Genomic DNA, 16,343 nt, shown 5'->3' on the forward strand with positions numbered 1-16,343 from the left:
AGCTGGCAGAGTTTGTCTTGAGTCAAGTGGAAACGGCAGCACAAAAAGAGTACAGCCCTTATAGCAGCTGTACCCTCTATTCATTCCTATATTAATCAAACATCCAGCAGTTCAGACTGAGCGTACCGTATTGGTAGGCCTGAATCATTAACTGTGCCGCTCTGCCTTCATCGGCTGCACCCATTACGTAGAAGAGCGGGATGAAATGTTCCTTGCCGTAGGTTGGTACGGCCTCCCTCACATGCGGAGCTTGCTTCTCATACGCATACAGGGAGGGAAGATCCCAGGCCGCAAGCCGCTCTGCAATCCACCCGTCGAAGTCAAGCGCCCATTGCTCCGGCTGATCCTTCTGCTTCAGCAGCCTGAGGTTATGCACCAGACCGCCGCTGCCGATCAGGAGGACACCTTCCTCACGCAGCGGAGCAAGCATCCGTCCGATGTTGTACTGCTCCTCAGGCGAGCGGAGCGAATCCACGGATAAGGCCACGACCGGAATATCCGCCTGCGGGAACATGGTCCTCAGGATGACCCAGGCACCATGATCCAGCCCACGGCCCAGCACGGGCTGATGGGGCAGATTACTATCCTTGAACAGTTCCGAAATACGGCGGCTGAGTGCGGGATCACCTGGAGCAGGATAACTCAGCTGATACATCTCTTCCGGGAACCCGTAGAAATCATGCTGCGTTTCATGCTGTGCGTCCACTGTGATCAGCTGCTCGGGACTGTCCCAATGAGCTGAGAAGATCACAATGCCCTGGGGCTTCCCCAGATCCGAACCCAGCCGCTGCAAGAAACGCGTATAGTCGTTATCCTCAAGTACCAGCAGCGGGGAGCCATGCGCAATGAAAAAGGCCGGTAATTTCATAGGGTAAGAGCCTCCATTTCCGGTATGGTCTTCCCCTTTATTTTACAGCTAATTCCCAGCCATTGCGAGTGCCGTTACCGCTCCTATATCATCCAGTTCTGCCATTCCTCCTGCAGATGCTCCTGCTGGTTCATCCAATCCCGGGTACGCTTCAGCACCTGCTCCTGCGCCGGACCCGAAGAAAAGGTATGATCGCCCTGGAAAATAATCTCCTTGTCGCACCGTCCTTCCGGCCGGGTCCAGAACAGCTTCTGGTAGAGGAACGCATAATCTACAGGAATCACATCATCGGAGGTTCCGTGGATGACCAGCACATCGCCGCTGAACTTCCCTGCTTCCTGGAACGGCTGGAAGGCAGCCAGGGAATTGAAGTATACCGGAGTGAACGAATAGCCGGCGTAATCTGCTGAACCGCTCTTCACCGACCGGTCGAAGGCATCCCTGCCGACAATCTTGACGATATCATTGAAGGGATAACCGACAGCTGACCACAGTACAAGGTTCTTCACCCGCCGGTCACGGACACCGGTCAGCAGCGCCACCGCACCGCCCAGACTGTGTCCGATCAGCGTTACACGCTGCAGGTCCACATCGGCCGAGCTGATGCCGTAATCCAGCACCGCCCGGGTCTGCCCGATCATCGACTCCATATCCTCACTGCCGTAATCACCGCTGCTCTCCCCGCAGCCCGCATAATCGAAGCGGATTACCATATAGCCATCCTGCGCCAGCTCACGGGCTGCCTTGACGAAGATCCGGTCGACACCGATCCGGCTGCCCACGAAGCCATGGCAGATCACTGCAAGCGGCACCCGGTTCTTGCACCTTCCTGTCCCTGCCCGGTCTGCGGCCGGATAATGTATGCTCGCTGTCAGTTCCTCTCCGTTATGCCGGATGATGATATTCCGTTCCATTGCGGCGTCCTCCCCTAAATGGCTGATTTATTTTAAATTATAATAATTCCGATTAACTTAGTATGATTAATATCTCTATTATAATATCTGTGCTAATTTGTTGTCAATACGCATGAAGCCCGCCGCTTACGTCAGCCCTACCGGAGAAAGGCCCCTTCCACTCCCGCAGGAGCAAAAGAGGCCCATATCCGCTTAGGCATCACTCAGTCATAGCTGTCGTGAAACATGTCGTGTGTCTCCTGCCGGCCTTCCCAATCCCCGAGCCCGTTCTCCTGGCCCTGCCCCGCAGCATCCCATAGGCTGAAGCCGTCAGAATTGCCCCAGTCCCCCACATCATTAGTCGGTACAGGCGCGGTGCCGTCGTTCACAGCCTTGCCGGGTTCCTGCTTGTTTTCCTGTTCCATAACGCTCCCTGCCTTCCCTCTAGCTATAGTTGGTGAAGCCACCACCTCTTCAGTGTTTACTCTTCCAAAAGGATTATTCAGACCTTCGTGAACGAACGTTGTCCTTGCACACGGCTGGTGCACAAACGTATACTCTAGGTTGAAGGTATCCTGATCACTCAATGCTGGAGGTATAGGTCCACACTATGAAAGTCAAAGCTATGATTAAGCAGAACAACCTGCTGCGGGAGCAGATGACGCCGTCTAACCGCTCTTATTACGAAGATATGCTTCTGGCGATGCGCGCCAGTTCAGTAGATGCTGTACGTGCAGAGGAGCTGCTGCTGGAGGCGGCTGAGCTGCTGCTGAAGGGACAAGCCAAGGGCAAGAATGCCAAGCAGATTTTTGGCGACAAGCCCGGTGATTATTTCAAGGACGTGATGGACAGTGTCCCGCCGCGCACACCGCGCAGCCGGCTGAAGAACTCTATGATGATCTCCTGGTCCGCTCTGACCCTGCTGTTCGGGACGATGGGCATTGCCGGCCTGATTACACAGTGGAGCGGCGGTCCGCACGAACTCTTCGGCCAGCTCAGTCTGTTCACGCTGGTCGTCGTCGGCGCAGGCTCTATCCTGCTCGTTGAGCTTATTATGAAATGGATGGCCTCCCTGTCGGAGGACGACAGTCCGAAGCCCAAGACCTTCGACATTAAGGCCCTGGGCATCTACATCGGAATTGCTGTGATTGCGGTATTCGCCGGCATATTCCTCGATAATCTGTTCCCGGTGATTCCGGTCTCGCCCTGGGTCAGTCTGGCGCTGGCCGCTGCCGGAGGGCTGGGGCTGAAATTCATATTCTTCCCATCTTAGAGGCTGTAACCCACATCTATTCCATACAGGAGGAGACTCGAATGAAAAAGCATGCCGTTCTATCCGCCGCAATCGCCCTGCTCATAGGGCTTCAGGCAGGCGCAGCCGTCCCGGCTGGTGCCGAAGGCAGCGGAAGCAGCCGGACAGGCACTTCCGGTGCAGCTGCAAGCGCTAAGACTGCCAGCCATGCAGAAGCGGTCTATAAGGGCGCGCTGCCGCTGCTGTCCAGCGGTAACCTGCCGGGCGCCGTTGCCTATATGAAGACGAAGCTATACGCAGTCACTCCTTATCAGGCGACTGTATTGACGCTGAAGCTGGAGAACCTGCATAAGGCGCTGCTGCCCTCCTGGGAGAAGAAATTCAGCAGTAGCGAGGTCCAGCGGAAGCTCCTCACCGTCTACAGAGGGGGAGTCAGCATGGAGAAGCTGGCTGAGAGTACGGATAACGCCGCCTTGCGCGCCCTGCTGCAAAATGCGGGAGAGAGCGGATACAAGCTGGATACCGCCGAGGGCAGCTTTTACCCGGTGATTGATTATGCGGCTTACCGCAAATATAAGCCTTATGTAACGGAGGATATCAGCAGTTATATTTCCATTATGGCGGCTGAATCAGATCTGCCTTCTTCCAAGGATAACGGGCTGATCATTGCTTGGGGCGAGGTAGCCGACCGTGCGCTGACCCAGGAGCAATTCATCCAGACCTATCCCACATCCAACCGGGTACAGGCCGTCAAGAAGCTGTATAACCAGTATGCTGTGAACACCTTCTACGGCCAGAATAACACCCCGCTCTTCCATTACGATAATCTGGAGATGGATCTGGAGGCGCAGAAGGCCTACACCAGCATCCTGGCCAAGAACAGCAGTACCAGTGCTTTCCTGCAGAAGCTTGACGGCTTCATGAAGCTGATGAAGAGTAACGGTTACCTGCTGGACGATGCGGCGGAGCAGTATCTGAAGACTGAGGTGCCTCAGCCCTGATACAAATAGTGCAATCAACTTCATTAAGTGATTTTCATCCAAAACAAAGACATCCACACCAAATCCGGTAGTGGATGTCTTCGTTTTCAACTAAATTTTTAATTAGAGTTAAAAACAGTAGTCCTTCAGTAGCCTCGCCCTGACGAGATTCTCTATAAATAGTTTAATTACCAAATGTAATGTTATATGCTGCATTTCTTATTGCATATCTACTCCACCCGTCTGATCCTGAAGTGTAGGAGAAGGAACCAATTGAAGTCCCAAAAGCTTTAGTTTCTTTTGTTGAGAGTACTACTGTACCGGTTGTTGTAAGTTGATTAGTAGGAAAGCTACCCGTGTTACCCGTAGGTACCGTCTGAGCATTTGGAGATTCTAATATGAAATTTCCACTACCAGGCATTGGAGACCAGTAAGTACTACTAACAGAATTGATTTGTCCAAAAGAACCTGATTGGTAACAGTTGTATACAGTGTATAAATCTCCTCCTGCAAAGTGCTGACCATTAACTCCAGGATCAGTGAATGTCCTATATGTAGTTCTAGTACTATAAGTTCCAGTTGCCATAATGGATATTCCAGCTGGCTTATTTTTCACCTCAATTTTCTCACCATAAGTTGACACAATTTGACCTGAGTTCTTGTCCACTACTTTAACAACTACTTCGTTAAATAAATCTGATCTTTGAAAATCATAGAGCGCAGGATCATAAGGTGTAGAAATTGTGGTCATGTCATCAAGTTGTAAGGAGAATTCCTGTTGAACTGATTGAACAGCCTCGGTAGGCGATACCGTTTGAGCTGAAGCAATTGCCGAAGAGGTAAGAAGTAAGGCAGTAGTTAAAGAAGCGGATAGAATTTTTTTAACCTTAATCATTTTTTGAATTCACTCCATTAAATGTATTTTTATTACAATGTAAATATTACCATATTCAAGAAGGGTTGTTCGTGAGAAAAGTAGTGGAAAAAAAAAGAATTAAAGCATATAATTAGATATTAAACTTTGAATGGAGGAATAAAATGAATTCAGACAATTTAGTTCAACCCATAAATAATGTGGGGAGTCAAGTAAGTAATCTTAATTCGACAATAGTTCATACCAACAACGAGACTACTAGCGGTTTAAATAATTTGAATTCAACATTAGTTATTACCAATGTACTCTTATCAGCGCTCGTTCTTTTTGTAATAATTCATACTATTGTATACTTTAGAAGAAAACCTAAAAAATAATAATCTTAGTTGCAATGACACACATAAAATAACTCACGGTGCGTTTCCAAAGGCATAGAAAAGTCAGTCTCACGAAATATGGTACAATCTCTTCAACATTTAGAGGAGGTTGTACCTTTTTTTACAAATAAGAAAGAATCTCGAAAGCCGATGAGAGCGGTTGATTTTGCAACAAACGTTGGTTTTGAGGTCTTACTGCTTACACGGCGCTGAATGACATTGTTGTGCCGCAGGAGAATTTACTTTGTCATATTAAAGAAATGGTGAATTTTTATTTCATATTTTGGGGACCTTCAAGATAATTACTATTTGGATAACGACAATGCGATCGACCCCCAATCCTCTCAAAGCCATCTTTAAGTTGTCTAAAATGGATATTGTTGAGCGTTCCCGATACGACCTGTCTTTCAAGTTCTCTCTAGAGGTGGCGCCAGGAGACCTACACACTGAACCGCGTTCCCTAAATAATTTTGATAACTATCCCAAAAAGATTTGAGTCTGCTGGATCTGCTCATCAGCAAGACGGTGGCATTTGGCCATTATTTTTTTTTTGCAAAACACTTCCATCATCGTGGACGCCACCCATACGATTGCACGCCATAACCAAAAATTAACTTGGTAAATTCTGTATGATAGTTCGTTCGTAAGCTTTGAAAAGCCGTCTATGTAAAGGATGAATCACTAAAAACTCGTATGCTGGCCAAGAACGATGTACTGGATGTAACAAGCTGCAATGGCTATTTTGGCTGTGAACTAAAACGTTTATTGACATTGTAGATTAGAAAACTCAGAGCAATAGAATTATATAGATGTAAAAATGAATACAACCACTCCAATATCCGGTAGTGGTTGTATCTTATTTTCAACTAAATTTGTAAGTAGAGTTAAAAAGAAGTGATTCTTCAGTGGGCCAACGTGAGTAGGGACGTGTCCTCTTGCTGCTGGATCAAATCAGCATACTGAACAGATTAACATCCTTGTTAATCTCCACGTAATCGACGCCCTTCTGCTTCATCCGCTCAATCAGCGGGGCGTAGGCATCGGTAGACATCAGTTCAATGCCGACCAGGGCCGGGCCGTTCTCCTTCTCATTCTTCTTCGTGTACTCGAACCGGGTAATATCATCATCCGGTCCGACCACCTCGGTGAGGAACTCGCGCAAGGCACCCGCACGCTGCGGGAAATTGACCATGAAGTAATGCTTAAGGCCTTCATAGATCAGGGAACGCTCCTTGATCTCCTGCATCCGGTCAATATCGTTGTTGCCACCGCTGACGATGCAGACCACGCTTTTGCCGCGGATCTGATCACGGTACATGTCCAGTGCAGCAATGGGGAGGGAACCGGCAGGCTCCACCACAATGGCGTTCTCGTTATACAGCTCCAGAATAGTGGTACACGCCTTGCCCTCCGGCACCTTCACCACATCATCCAGAAGCTTCGAGCAGATATCGAAGGTCAGGCCGCCGACACGCTTCACCGCCGCGCCGTCCACGAACTTGTTGATCTCCTTCAGGGTGATGACCTCACCGCTCTCCATGGCCTCACTCATCGAAGCCGCGCCGCTGGGCTCCACACCAATAACCTTGGTTGCCGGACTCACCGTCTTGATATAGGTGGCTACACCGGCTGCCAGCCCGCCGCCGCCGATGGTGACGAACACGAAGTCCGCAGGCTTGTCCAGGCTCTCCATTACCTCCATGGCAATGGTTCCGTTGCCGGCAATAATACGCGGCTCATCGAACGGGTGAATCAGCGTCATGCTATAGTCAATGCAAGCCTGCAGCGCTTCATCATAAGCATCATCGAAGGTATCCCCCTTCAGAATCACCTCAACGAATTCTCCGCCAAAGCGCCGGACCTGCTTAATCTTCTGATTAGGGGTAGTGCTCGGCATGAATATCTTGCCCTTAATGCCGAGTGCCTTGCAGGAATACGCCACGCCCTGGGCATGATTTCCCGCGCTGGCACAGACGATGCCCTTGGCTCTGTCCTCTTCAGACAGACTGCGGATCATATTATAGGCCCCCCGGATTTTGAAGGAGCGTACAATCTGCAGATCCTCACGTTTCAAATACACATTACAGCCGTATTTGGCCGACAATACCGCATCCAGCTGGAGCGGCGTACGGACGATAACCTCCCGCAGCACATGGTGTGCGCGTACAATATCTTCCATTCCTACGATCCGGTTTTCGCCTTCTCTCATGTTTTCCCCACCTCACTGTCTCTTTCTTATCGTTTCGCTTCTTGTAACATACTCTTCCAAGGACTTTTTTTCAACCCTTGTCCTCTCCACACAATATAGCATCCACTGAGAGTGGAATTGTAGAAGCCTATACCTTAAACCTCGACACCGCATTCAGCAGCTGCGCCGAGCTGAGCTTGATCTCCTCCATCTCCGCTACGATGCTGCCGGACCGCCCGATGATCTGCTCCGCTCCGGCAGCAATGGCTCCCGCTCCTTCTGCCCCCTCATTGGTCGCACTCCCCGTCTCGCTGATCGCAGTAAGCATGCTTTGGATGGAAGCCAGCAGCTCTTCCGAGGTGGCGCTGAAGTCCGTCACCAGCTCCTCGATATACCGGGCATCCTCACTGTACCGCTCTCCGGTCTCCTGCATGGCATCGTAGTCCTTCTTCACCTGGCTGTCCATGAAGCCAAGCATACTCTCCGCAGCCTCCACCAGATTGGACACCGCCTGGACTACCGCCCCTGTCACTCCCTGGATCTCAGTCACCGTCTCACGCGAGTTGTCGGCCAGCTTACGGATCTCCTCTGCCACTACAGCGAACCCCCGGCCCGCTTCCCCGGCCCTTGCCGCCTCAATGGAAGCATTCAGCGATAACAGGTTGGTCTGGGCGGCGATCTCCAGAATGGCGCCCGTAAGCGCGCTGATCTGCGAGATTGATCCCGACTGTTCGATGGCCGTGCGCAGCTTCTCTTCGCTAAGCCCGTACACGGTATCCGCCTGTGTGCGGGATTCCCAGGCTCTCTCCTTCAGCCGCTCCGCCCGTACGTTAATTTCTCCGGCGGCTTCCGCCCCCTCCTGAGCTTTGCGGGCAATCCCGTGGATCGCAGCCTCGATCTGGGTCGTGCTGGCATTCATCTCCTCCATCGAGGCGGCGGTCTGCTGCAAGCCTGCCGACAGTTCCTCCGTAACCCCCGAGATATCGGTAATGCTGCCATCCAGCACGAATACGTTCTGCTCTGTATTCTCCACCGCGCCCGAGATACTCTGCGAGCTGTGCAGGATCTCCTGAATCAGCGACTGCTGCGAGGCGATCATATCGTTGAAGCCCTCAGCCAGCACCCCGATCTCGCCTCCTGCGGTTACCCTTGCCCTTACCGACAGGTCCCCCGCCTTCGCCTGCCCGAACGCAGCCGTGAGGAGCGGAAACTGCTTCAGGATACTGCCCGAGACCAGATACAGCAGGACAGACAGCACCGCAATCGAAACCATAATGGAGAGGAAGAAAATCAGCTCGAAGCGCTTCAGCGCAAGCTCCGCATGCTTCTGTGGTACGATCAGCGCGACTGACCACTGGTTAGCCACAGCCGGTGAATAGGATACATAGCTGGGCTCGCCGTCTATGTCCGCCCGGATGACATTTGAGCCCCACTGCAGCATTTTATCGCCGACAGTCTTCCACGATTCGCCCAGATCAGCCATCTTCTTCAGCAGAATATGATCCGGATTGGGATGATAGATGAAGGTTCCCGTCTCATCAATCAGCACGGCATAGCCGCTGCCTTTATAATTAAAAGCGCCCAGCGCAGCTGTAATCTGCTCAATCGAAATATCTGCACTCGCCACGCCGATCAGCTTGCCTGAATCATCAAGCAGCGGTGTGCTGACACTGACGACCATTTTGCCTGACCCGGCATCAATATAAGGATTGGTAATCGTTACACGCTTGTTCGCAGCCGCAGCGGAATACCAGCTTCGCTCCTTCAGCACGTAGTCTGCCGGAGGCTCGAATTCATCCTGGGTAATCACCTTGTTCACCGCATCCATACCTATGTATACATTGAGCAAATTCTTATTGTTGTTCTTGATCAGGTTCAGCGTCTGGATCAGTTCCGTGTACCCGTCCGTAGTCTTCAGCGTCTGCGCATCCTTCACCCTCAGAATGAAGTCGCGGAGGTAGGCGTTGGCATTGAGCAGCGCCACACTGTCCACAGCAGGCTGCAGCAGGTCATTGACCTGTACCCCGATCGCCCCTTTCTCATACGTCAGCGAGCTCTTCAGCCCGTCCACGATAAGCTGCTTGGCATTGCTGTAGATCACTACAGACACCGTCATGAAAATAACCACCACAGACAGAATCACTGACAAAAACAGCTTGCCGCGAATCCCCATATTACGGAGTGAGCCGATAAGCCCCCTCTCCCTAACCTTCTTACTCTTTCCCAGTGCCATAGACCCTCCCACCTTCCATGTATAAAGACCCGGAGCTATCCCGGATCTTCTCTGTCTTTTCGACTTATTTCTGCAAAAAATCCCTTTATCCCTGTACCGTTTTCCCATAGGCTGTGAAATAAGTGTGTCCATGTAAGGTATTTTCTCATAATTATCGAGTTAAGCCTCTTATTTACCCATATCACCGCTTGTTCATGTCAGGTTATTTGCACAAAAAATACTCCCTTGTATATGCTGTATTCAGCAAACAAAAGGGAGCAGGATCTCTATAACCAATTTTCCAATTCATCTTATCCGGCAATCTGCCGCACTACTGTTCCAGCAGCTCCTGAAACCACTTCAGGTTCAATTCATGGTGCGCTCTGACATTATTCATCATTGATTTTGCCGTATCGTAGATCTTGTCTTGCTTGGCCTCCAGCGCATGGTCGATCTCAGCAATCTTACGCCGTGTCTGCTCCATCTGTATGGCTACAGCCGCCTTGAATTCCCCTGTATCATACTGGTGGGCGAACAGCGTCGTCATATAAAAAGCTAACGTAATATCATCCGTCTGCAGCGAGTACTTGGCCATCAGCGCTTTGAAATGCTCGTCGCCCTGCGGTGTAATCTCATAGATGTATTGCTCGGGATAGTTGTTCACGCTAACGACCTCTACCAGCCGGACCAAGCCTTCGCCCGATAACTTCTGGAGGTTGTAATACAGCGATCCCTTTGTCATATGAACAAGATACCTGTAATCCCGCTCCTTGAAGACACTGAGCAATTCATAAGCGCTGGATTGTCCGCAATCCTTAAGCAGACCCAGTATAAGTAAGGGTATAATAGCGAATTCCTCTTTCTGTATTTATTGAAAATCACCGAGATGCTCCGCGATCCATTCTCGGAACGTATAAGGCTCCCGGCCAAGAATCGTCAGCACCGTGTCCGTCACGGCGAGCTTATGCTTCAGGGTATACTCCCAGTCCTGTACTCTAAGGGTAATGTATTCCTCAGCGATGTACTTGCTCATATAGGAACGGAAGTCCGCAATGGTCTGTTCTTCCAGTTCAAGCGATTGTCCCAGCTGCTTAGAGATCTCTGTCAAAATGTTCCGCTGGCTAAGGATATTCGCACCTGTGAGCGTCAAGACCTGCCCGGAGAATCGGTCAAAATCCGTTACAACCACACTGATAACCCCGGCAATATCTTCTTCATGTACGCTCGCCAGCTTAGCCTCCAAGGCCGGTAACCGGATCGTCCCCTTATTGTATCTAAAAAGGTCCCTCCAGTAAATGGTATTGTGCATGAAGGCCTCGGCCCGGATAAACACATACTGAAAGCCATATGCCTGAATCTGCTCCTCAACCTTCTTATGTTTCATAGCGTTCTCGTTGTAAGCGGCATCCGAGCGGTTAATGGACGCTGAGGATAAGAACACGATGTTGCGGACACCCTTGGCCCGGGCAGCCTGCAGAATCTCCTCAGCATCATCCAGCAGAATCAGGAATAAGGTCTCCACGCCGCGCAGGCTGTCTGACCAGGCGCTGCAATCCTTAATATCCCCGGTGACGATCGTCATGTGATCACTCTGATCGTTCATCAGCTTCTCAGGTGTGCGGGTGAGGGCTTTGAAGTTGACATCCTTAGACTTGAGGTAATGTACAACCCGGCTTCCAACGGTTCCAGTTGCTCCAGTAATAAATAACATTAGGAGGACCTCTTTTCAGATAGTTTAGTCTAATTAGACTACATCACATAATATAGTCTAATTAGACTAGAATGGCAAGGGGATTTATACGTAGCCCAATTCCACCGCCAATGTGGTCGGTTTTCCGACTACATTCGCCCATCCACCTGCGCCACTGCCCATTGTGGTCGGTTTTCCGACTACATTCGCCCATTCACCTGCGCCACTGCCCATTGTGGTCGGTTTTCCGACTACATTCGCCCATCCACCTGCGCCACTGCCCATTGTGGTCGGTTTTCCGACTACATTCGCCCATCCACCTGCGCCATCGCCCATTGTGGTCGGTTTTTCTATTACATTCGGCCTGTGTTCGGTGATATCAGCGAGGTCACTCCTAATCTCCATAAAAAAACACAGCCCCGAAGGACTGTGTCTGTATTTCATCTATAGCGTCGTCTATTGCTTCAGCATCCACTTCAGCAGATCCGGCAGGCTCGCCCACAAGCGCGAATGCATAATTACATATTCAATCGCTTCATTGGGATCACCCATACCGACATAATCCGGAAGATTATGCGGCAGCCGCTTCATACCCAGCAGGTAATCCGGCACATGCTTGTTCACTCCGCGGGCTATGCGGTAGAGCATTTTGAGCTGCGAGGTAATGCCGTTCTTCTTGAACTCCAGTACAATCCGGTCATAGGCAAAAGCCGCCGCCGCATCCTCTTCACCGTAGTTCTTAATGATCCGCTCTGCTTCTTCAAGCTGGTTGCTATACAGATATACAGCAGTCAGCAGATAGCGGGCACCCGTATTATCATCCTTATTAAGCTCCAGAATATGCTCCAGCATCTCTGTTGCTTCCTCCGCCTTACCGCCGAACCAGCAGGATTCCGCGTAGCTCTGGCAGATCCGGATATAAGGGCGGGTCTCATAGAGCCCCCAGAAGAACCCTTTATGCTTCGTAAAATAAGACTCGCCCAGCTCCCGTCTGCCTGCGGCGATTCCCGCCTTAAGCAGCTCACGGGCGTCCTCCTCATTCTCCGTTTCCTCGGCCAGAATAAGGTAGGCTTCCGGGCTGTCAGGATAGAGCTCCAGCACCTTCTCCGCGAGCTGGACCCGGCGCTTCGCAGAGGTTGCCTCCATGGCTTGGGCCAGAAGGGTCTGCGCCTTCTCCTGCGGAGTTTCCGCTCCGTTCAGCGCCATCAAATCGTCCGCTTCCCCGGTCATGCCGTATTCCTCGACATAGTTATATATTTCTTTAACCTTGCGGGAGATCGTGGCCGTGGTAATCGCGTATTTGTCCGCCAGCTCCGCCTGCGACAGCATGAAGCCGTACTCCTCGGACAGCAGGTATTCGATCGCCGCACAGAATGAGCCTGTCTTCTTCACGGCCGGCTTGGTCTGGCGGGAGAAGCCGTTCCACAGCAGCAGTGCTTCCAGGATCAGCTCACGGTCATACTGGTCTCTCATGTGCTCGATCAGCTCCAGCGCCAGCTGTTCATGGGCCGGATGCTCCCAGTTCAGCTCCTTCGCCACCATCTTCTTCAGCTTGGGCAGCGTAAGCTTGCCCGCAGCAGGGGCGGCACTTACCGTAGCCGGCTGTTCCTCGTGCACGATTACGCCGGGTATGGTTACAGGTGCTTGCGCCGCTGCATCCCCTGCATTAACCAGCCGCAGCATCGACTGGGCCGCCGCTCTGTCTTTCTCCATGCAGCATTTCTTATATTTGTTCCCGCTTCCACACGGGCATAAGTCATTTCTTCCTACCTTACTCAAAACTAATTCCCCCTTAAATCAGTAACTGTACATCCGCATAAGCATCGCTGTTATTGTACTATTATAGCATTCGTTATGGAATTGCAAGTGGAAACGGCTGTGGCGTCCTTTTAGGGACGGTACCGTTTCGGCGAGAAATAGAAGGATAATTTATAGCGTGGAACATATGAATTCTTCTATTTTAAAAAAGGCCTTTCCTTAGAAAGGAAAGACCCTTTATCTGTATATATCCGCACATTTTCCCCCGTACGAGTTGTATTATAGCACTTCTCCTACAACTTGTCAGTCCTTTTTTTGGGACTTTTTTCTCAGACCAGTGCCTTCATTGCGATATCACTGCGGTTCTGTTTGCCCGCAAACGTAATATTCTCCGCACGTGCATAGGCCGATGTACGTGCTTCGGCAATGGTTGCCCCCAGGCCTACCACTCCAAGCACGCGGCCGCCGGTAGTCACCCAGCCGCCATCCCCGCTGCGTGCGGTTCCGGCATGGAAGACCAGCGCAGAGCCGCTGTCTTCCAGCCCGCTGATCGGCACACCCTTCGGGTAAGGCCCGGGATATCCCTCCGAGGCCAGCACCACGCAGACTGCCGCCTCAATGCTCCACTCGATCGGAATATCGGCGAGTCTGCCTTCGGTCACAGCCAGGAAGATCTCCAGCAGATCGCTTCGCAGCCGGGGAAGAACCACCTGTGTCTCCGGGTCCCCGAAGCGGGCATTGAACTCAATCGTCTTCGGTCTGCCGTCCGGCGAGATCATCAGTCCTGCGAACAGCACTCCGCTGAAGGGACGGCCCTCAGCCACCATCGCTCTGGCTGTCGGTTCAATAATCGTCTCGACCGCTTCACGGATGATCGCTTCATCGATATGCGGCAGCGGGGAATACGTCCCCATGCCTCCCGTATTAGGTCCTTTATCGCCGTCGAATACAGGCTTATGGTCCTGGGCCGCAGCCATAGGCCGCACCGTTTCCCCATCCACGAACGCCAGAATCGACATTTCCTGCCCGGCAAGGAACTCTTCAATGACGACCTGCGCCCCTGCTTCCCCGAAAACCTTGTCGACCATGATCTCCTGAAGGGCCTGCTCCGCTTCCTCACGGGAATACGCCACGGTTACCCCTTTGCCTGCGGCCAGGCCGTCCGCCTTGATGACAATCGGCAGTTCTTGGCTCCGCAGATAAGACAAGGCTGTCTCATAATCGCTGAATTTCTCGTAAGCGGCTGTCGGAATACTGTATTTATGCAGCAAATCCTTCATAAAGGTCTTACTGCCCTCAATCTCTGCGGCATTCTTCCGCGGGCCGAATACAGGGATATCCTGGGCTTCGAAGGCGTCCACAATGCCTGCAGCGAGCGGATCATCCGGTCCGATAACCACCAGTCCTACCTTCTTCTCCTTGGCAAAAGCGGTCAGCTTATCGAACTCGAAGACGCCGATCGGCACACATTCCGCAAGCTGCGCAATCCCGGCATTGCCGGGGGCGCAGTAGATTTTACCGGCACGGGGACTGCGGGACAAGCTCCAGATGATCGCATGCTCACGTCCGCCGCCGCCGACTACTAAAATATCCATAAGGCTCTGATCCTCCCAGCGTGCTAGTGTTTGAAATGGCGTACGCCGGTGAAGACCATGGCAATGCCGTATTCGTTGGCAACCTTAATCGATTCCTCGTCCTTGATCGAGCCTCCCGGCTGAATAACCGCCGTAATGCCCGCCTTCGCAGCCATTTCCAGTGTATCGCCCATCGGGAAGAAGGCATCTGATGCCAGCACAGCACCCTTCGCTTTCTCGCCTGCTTGTTCAATGGCAATCTTGGCCGCACCGACACGGTTCATCTGTCCTGCACCTACACCGACTGTCATATCGTCAGCCGCCAGCACGATGGCGTTGGACTTCACATGCTTCACAACCTTCCAGCCGAACAACAGCTGCTTCAGCTCTTCTTCGGTAGGCTTGCGGTCGGTTACCACTTGCAATTCCTCAGGATTCACAGAGTGTACATCGCTCTCCTGCACCACCATTCCCCCTTCAACGGAGGTGACCACAAAGCTGCTCTTGCGGGATGCAGCGGTGCTGAGGTTGCCCAGCTTAAGCAGGCGGATATTCTTTTTCTTCGTCAGGATCTCCAGCGCTTCGTCTGTGAAGCCTGGGGCCAAGATGATTTCGAGGAAAATATCCTTCAGCAGATTAGCCGTATCCGCATCAATAATCCGGTTGGCTGCCACAATTCCGCCGAAAATGGAGGTAGGGTCCGCATTGTACGCTTTTTGATACGCTTCATAGACGCTTGTGCCCACGCCCACACCGCAAGGATTCATATGCTTCACGGCTACAACCGCAGGCTCTTCGAATTCTTTGACAATCTGGAGCGCTGCGTTCGCGTCATTGATATTGTTGTAGGACAGCTCTTTGCCGTGCAGCTGCTCAGCAGCCGTCAGGGTATCCTGCGCCGCCAGCGGCTTGCGGTAGAACGCAGCCTTCTGGTGCGGGTTCTCCCCGTAGCGCAGATCCTGGATTTTCTCATAAGTGACCGTGTAGCGCTCCGGCAGCGGTTCACCGGTGACATTCGCCAGATAATCGGCAATCAGGGCATCGTAAGCCGCCGTATGGCGGAAGACTTTGGCCGCAAGACGTTTGCGGGTTGCAAGGGTTGTATCTCCACCGGCGCGTACTTCTTCAAGCACATTCGCGTAGTCGGCCGCATCCACCACCACACTGACAAACGCATGGTTCTTCGCCGCAGAACGCAGCATGGTCGGTCCGCCGATATCGATGTTCTCGATAGCCTCTTCATAAGACACATCCGGCTTGGCAATCGTCTCCGCGAACGGATACAGATTCACCACGACAAGGTCGATGTAATCAAGGCCAAGCTCATTCATCTGACGGGTATGCTCTTCGTTGTCACGAACGGCCAGGAGGCCGCTGTGTACAGCTGGATGCAGGGTTTTGACGCGTCCATCCATGATCTCAGGGAAGCCGGTAACATCAGAGATGCCAATGACCGGAACGCCTTCCTTCGCCAAAAGTGTGCTGGTGCCGCCTGTGGAGATAATTTCTACGCCTAATGCAGACAACTCGCGGCAAAAATCCACGATGCCCTGTTTGTCCGATACGCTGACCAGCGCTCTCTTGATACTCACTTTGAATAGTCCTCCTCTGGATTCACGCTAGATTATTGGGGTGTAGGTTTTAGTTGGATTTTTGTCATCTAATTTCGGCAGGTAA

At 51.9% G+C, this 16,343-nt stretch carries 14 protein-coding genes; 2 read left to right on the top strand and 12 right to left on the bottom strand.

The features are described from left to right. Nucleotides 1-91: 91 nt before the first annotated feature. The 3 genes from J2Z70_RS17835 to J2Z70_RS17845 all read right to left on the bottom strand — a co-directional run bounded on the left by J2Z70_RS17835 (nt 92) and on the right by J2Z70_RS17845 (nt 2,186). Entirely contained in the window at nt 92-868 is a 777-nt protein-coding gene (locus J2Z70_RS17835; protein ID WP_209875493.1) for a DODA-type extradiol aromatic ring-opening family dioxygenase, read from the bottom strand. A gap of 83 nt (nt 869-951) precedes the next feature. Beyond that, nucleotides 952-1,782, bottom strand: a complete 831-nt coding sequence (locus J2Z70_RS17840) for an alpha/beta hydrolase family protein (RefSeq protein ID WP_209875495.1) — start codon at nt 1,780-1,782, stop codon at nt 952-954. Between the two features lie 203 nt (nt 1,783-1,985). Next, the gene (locus tag J2Z70_RS17845; RefSeq protein WP_036730918.1) at nt 1,986-2,186 is read right to left on the bottom strand and encodes a hypothetical protein; all 201 of its coding nucleotides are present in this window, start codon (nt 2,184-2,186) and stop codon (nt 1,986-1,988) included. Between the two features lie 185 nt (nt 2,187-2,371). On the opposite strand from J2Z70_RS17845, the gene J2Z70_RS17850 reads away from it, so the two are divergent. Both J2Z70_RS17850 and J2Z70_RS17855 read left to right on the top strand, forming a co-directional pair. After that, the gene (locus J2Z70_RS17850; protein WP_209875497.1) at nt 2,372-3,034 is read left to right on the top strand and encodes a DUF1129 family protein; all 663 of its coding nucleotides are present in this window, start codon (nt 2,372-2,374) and stop codon (nt 3,032-3,034) included. 41 nt (nt 3,035-3,075) lie between these two features. Continuing rightward, entirely contained in the window at nt 3,076-4,014 is a 939-nt protein-coding gene (locus J2Z70_RS17855) for a hypothetical protein (RefSeq protein WP_209875498.1), read from the top strand. A gap of 163 nt (nt 4,015-4,177) precedes the next feature. Here J2Z70_RS17855 and J2Z70_RS17860 read toward each other — a convergent pair whose 3' ends face one another. The 9 genes from J2Z70_RS17860 to purH all read right to left on the bottom strand — a co-directional run bounded on the left by J2Z70_RS17860 (nt 4,178) and on the right by purH (nt 16,258). Next, entirely contained in the window at nt 4,178-4,888 is a 711-nt protein-coding gene (locus J2Z70_RS17860) for a hypothetical protein (RefSeq protein ID WP_209875501.1), read from the bottom strand. 1,302 nt (nt 4,889-6,190) lie between these two features. Continuing rightward, nucleotides 6,191-7,453, bottom strand: a complete 1,263-nt coding sequence (gene ilvA / locus J2Z70_RS17865; protein WP_209875503.1) for a threonine ammonia-lyase IlvA — start codon at nt 7,451-7,453, stop codon at nt 6,191-6,193. A gap of 127 nt (nt 7,454-7,580) precedes the next feature. Then, on the bottom strand, nt 7,581-9,665 hold the full coding sequence (locus tag J2Z70_RS17870; protein ID WP_209875505.1) for a methyl-accepting chemotaxis protein: 2,085 nt from the start codon (nt 9,663-9,665) through the stop codon (nt 7,581-7,583). A 310-nt stretch (nt 9,666-9,975) separates the two neighbouring features. After that, a complete protein-coding gene (locus tag J2Z70_RS17875; RefSeq protein ID WP_209875559.1) occupies nt 9,976-10,512 on the bottom strand; it encodes a PadR family transcriptional regulator in 537 nt (178 codons plus the stop codon). Then, entirely contained in the window at nt 10,513-11,355 is an 843-nt protein-coding gene (locus J2Z70_RS17880; RefSeq protein WP_209875507.1) for an NmrA family NAD(P)-binding protein, read from the bottom strand. Between the two features lie 84 nt (nt 11,356-11,439). Next, nucleotides 11,440-11,778, bottom strand: coding sequence for a hypothetical protein (locus J2Z70_RS17885; RefSeq protein WP_209875509.1), 339 nt, complete (start codon nt 11,776-11,778; stop codon nt 11,440-11,442). 12 nt (nt 11,779-11,790) lie between these two features. After that, complete coding sequence (locus J2Z70_RS17890; RefSeq protein ID WP_209875512.1) at nt 11,791-13,113, bottom strand: SEC-C domain-containing protein; 1,323 nt, start codon at nt 13,111-13,113, stop codon at nt 11,791-11,793. A 308-nt stretch (nt 13,114-13,421) separates the two neighbouring features. Continuing rightward, nucleotides 13,422-14,687: a phosphoribosylamine--glycine ligase gene (purD, locus tag J2Z70_RS17895; protein ID WP_209875514.1), complete on the bottom strand. Its 1,266-nt coding sequence runs from the start codon at nt 14,685-14,687 to the stop codon at nt 13,422-13,424. 23 nt (nt 14,688-14,710) lie between these two features. Then, entirely contained in the window at nt 14,711-16,258 is a 1,548-nt protein-coding gene (gene purH, locus J2Z70_RS17900; protein ID WP_036730931.1) for a bifunctional phosphoribosylaminoimidazolecarboxamide formyltransferase/IMP cyclohydrolase, read from the bottom strand. Between the last annotated feature and the right edge of the window lie 85 nt (nt 16,259-16,343).

Source organism: Paenibacillus silagei (assembly GCF_017874735.1).
Classification (GTDB): domain Bacteria; phylum Bacillota; class Bacilli; order Paenibacillales; family Paenibacillaceae; genus Paenibacillus_AQ; species Paenibacillus_AQ silagei.

Excerpts from the sequence above, each read along its gene's own strand:
- J2Z70_RS17835 (WP_209875493.1), bottom strand. The coding sequence starts at position 868 with ATGAAATTACCGGCCTTTTTCATTGCGCATGGCTCCCCGCTGCTGGTA.
- J2Z70_RS17840 (WP_209875495.1), bottom strand. The coding sequence starts at position 1,782 with ATGGAACGGAATATCATCATCCGGCATAACGGAGAGGAACTGACAGCG.
- J2Z70_RS17845 (WP_036730918.1), bottom strand. The coding sequence starts at position 2,186 with ATGGAACAGGAAAACAAGCAGGAACCCGGCAAGGCTGTGAACGACGGC.
- J2Z70_RS17850 (WP_209875497.1), top strand. The coding sequence starts at position 2,372 with ATGAAAGTCAAAGCTATGATTAAGCAGAACAACCTGCTGCGGGAGCAG.
- J2Z70_RS17855 (WP_209875498.1), top strand. The coding sequence starts at position 3,076 with ATGAAAAAGCATGCCGTTCTATCCGCCGCAATCGCCCTGCTCATAGGG.
- J2Z70_RS17860 (WP_209875501.1), bottom strand. The coding sequence starts at position 4,888 with ATGATTAAGGTTAAAAAAATTCTATCCGCTTCTTTAACTACTGCCTTA.
- ilvA (WP_209875503.1), bottom strand. The coding sequence starts at position 7,453 with ATGAGAGAAGGCGAAAACCGGATCGTAGGAATGGAAGATATTGTACGC.
- J2Z70_RS17870 (WP_209875505.1), bottom strand. The coding sequence starts at position 9,665 with ATGGCACTGGGAAAGAGTAAGAAGGTTAGGGAGAGGGGGCTTATCGGC.
- J2Z70_RS17880 (WP_209875507.1), bottom strand. The coding sequence starts at position 11,355 with ATGTTATTTATTACTGGAGCAACTGGAACCGTTGGAAGCCGGGTTGTA.
- J2Z70_RS17885 (WP_209875509.1), bottom strand. The coding sequence starts at position 11,778 with ATGAAATACAGACACAGTCCTTCGGGGCTGTGTTTTTTTATGGAGATT.
- purD (WP_209875514.1), bottom strand. The coding sequence starts at position 14,687 with ATGGATATTTTAGTAGTCGGCGGCGGCGGACGTGAGCATGCGATCATC.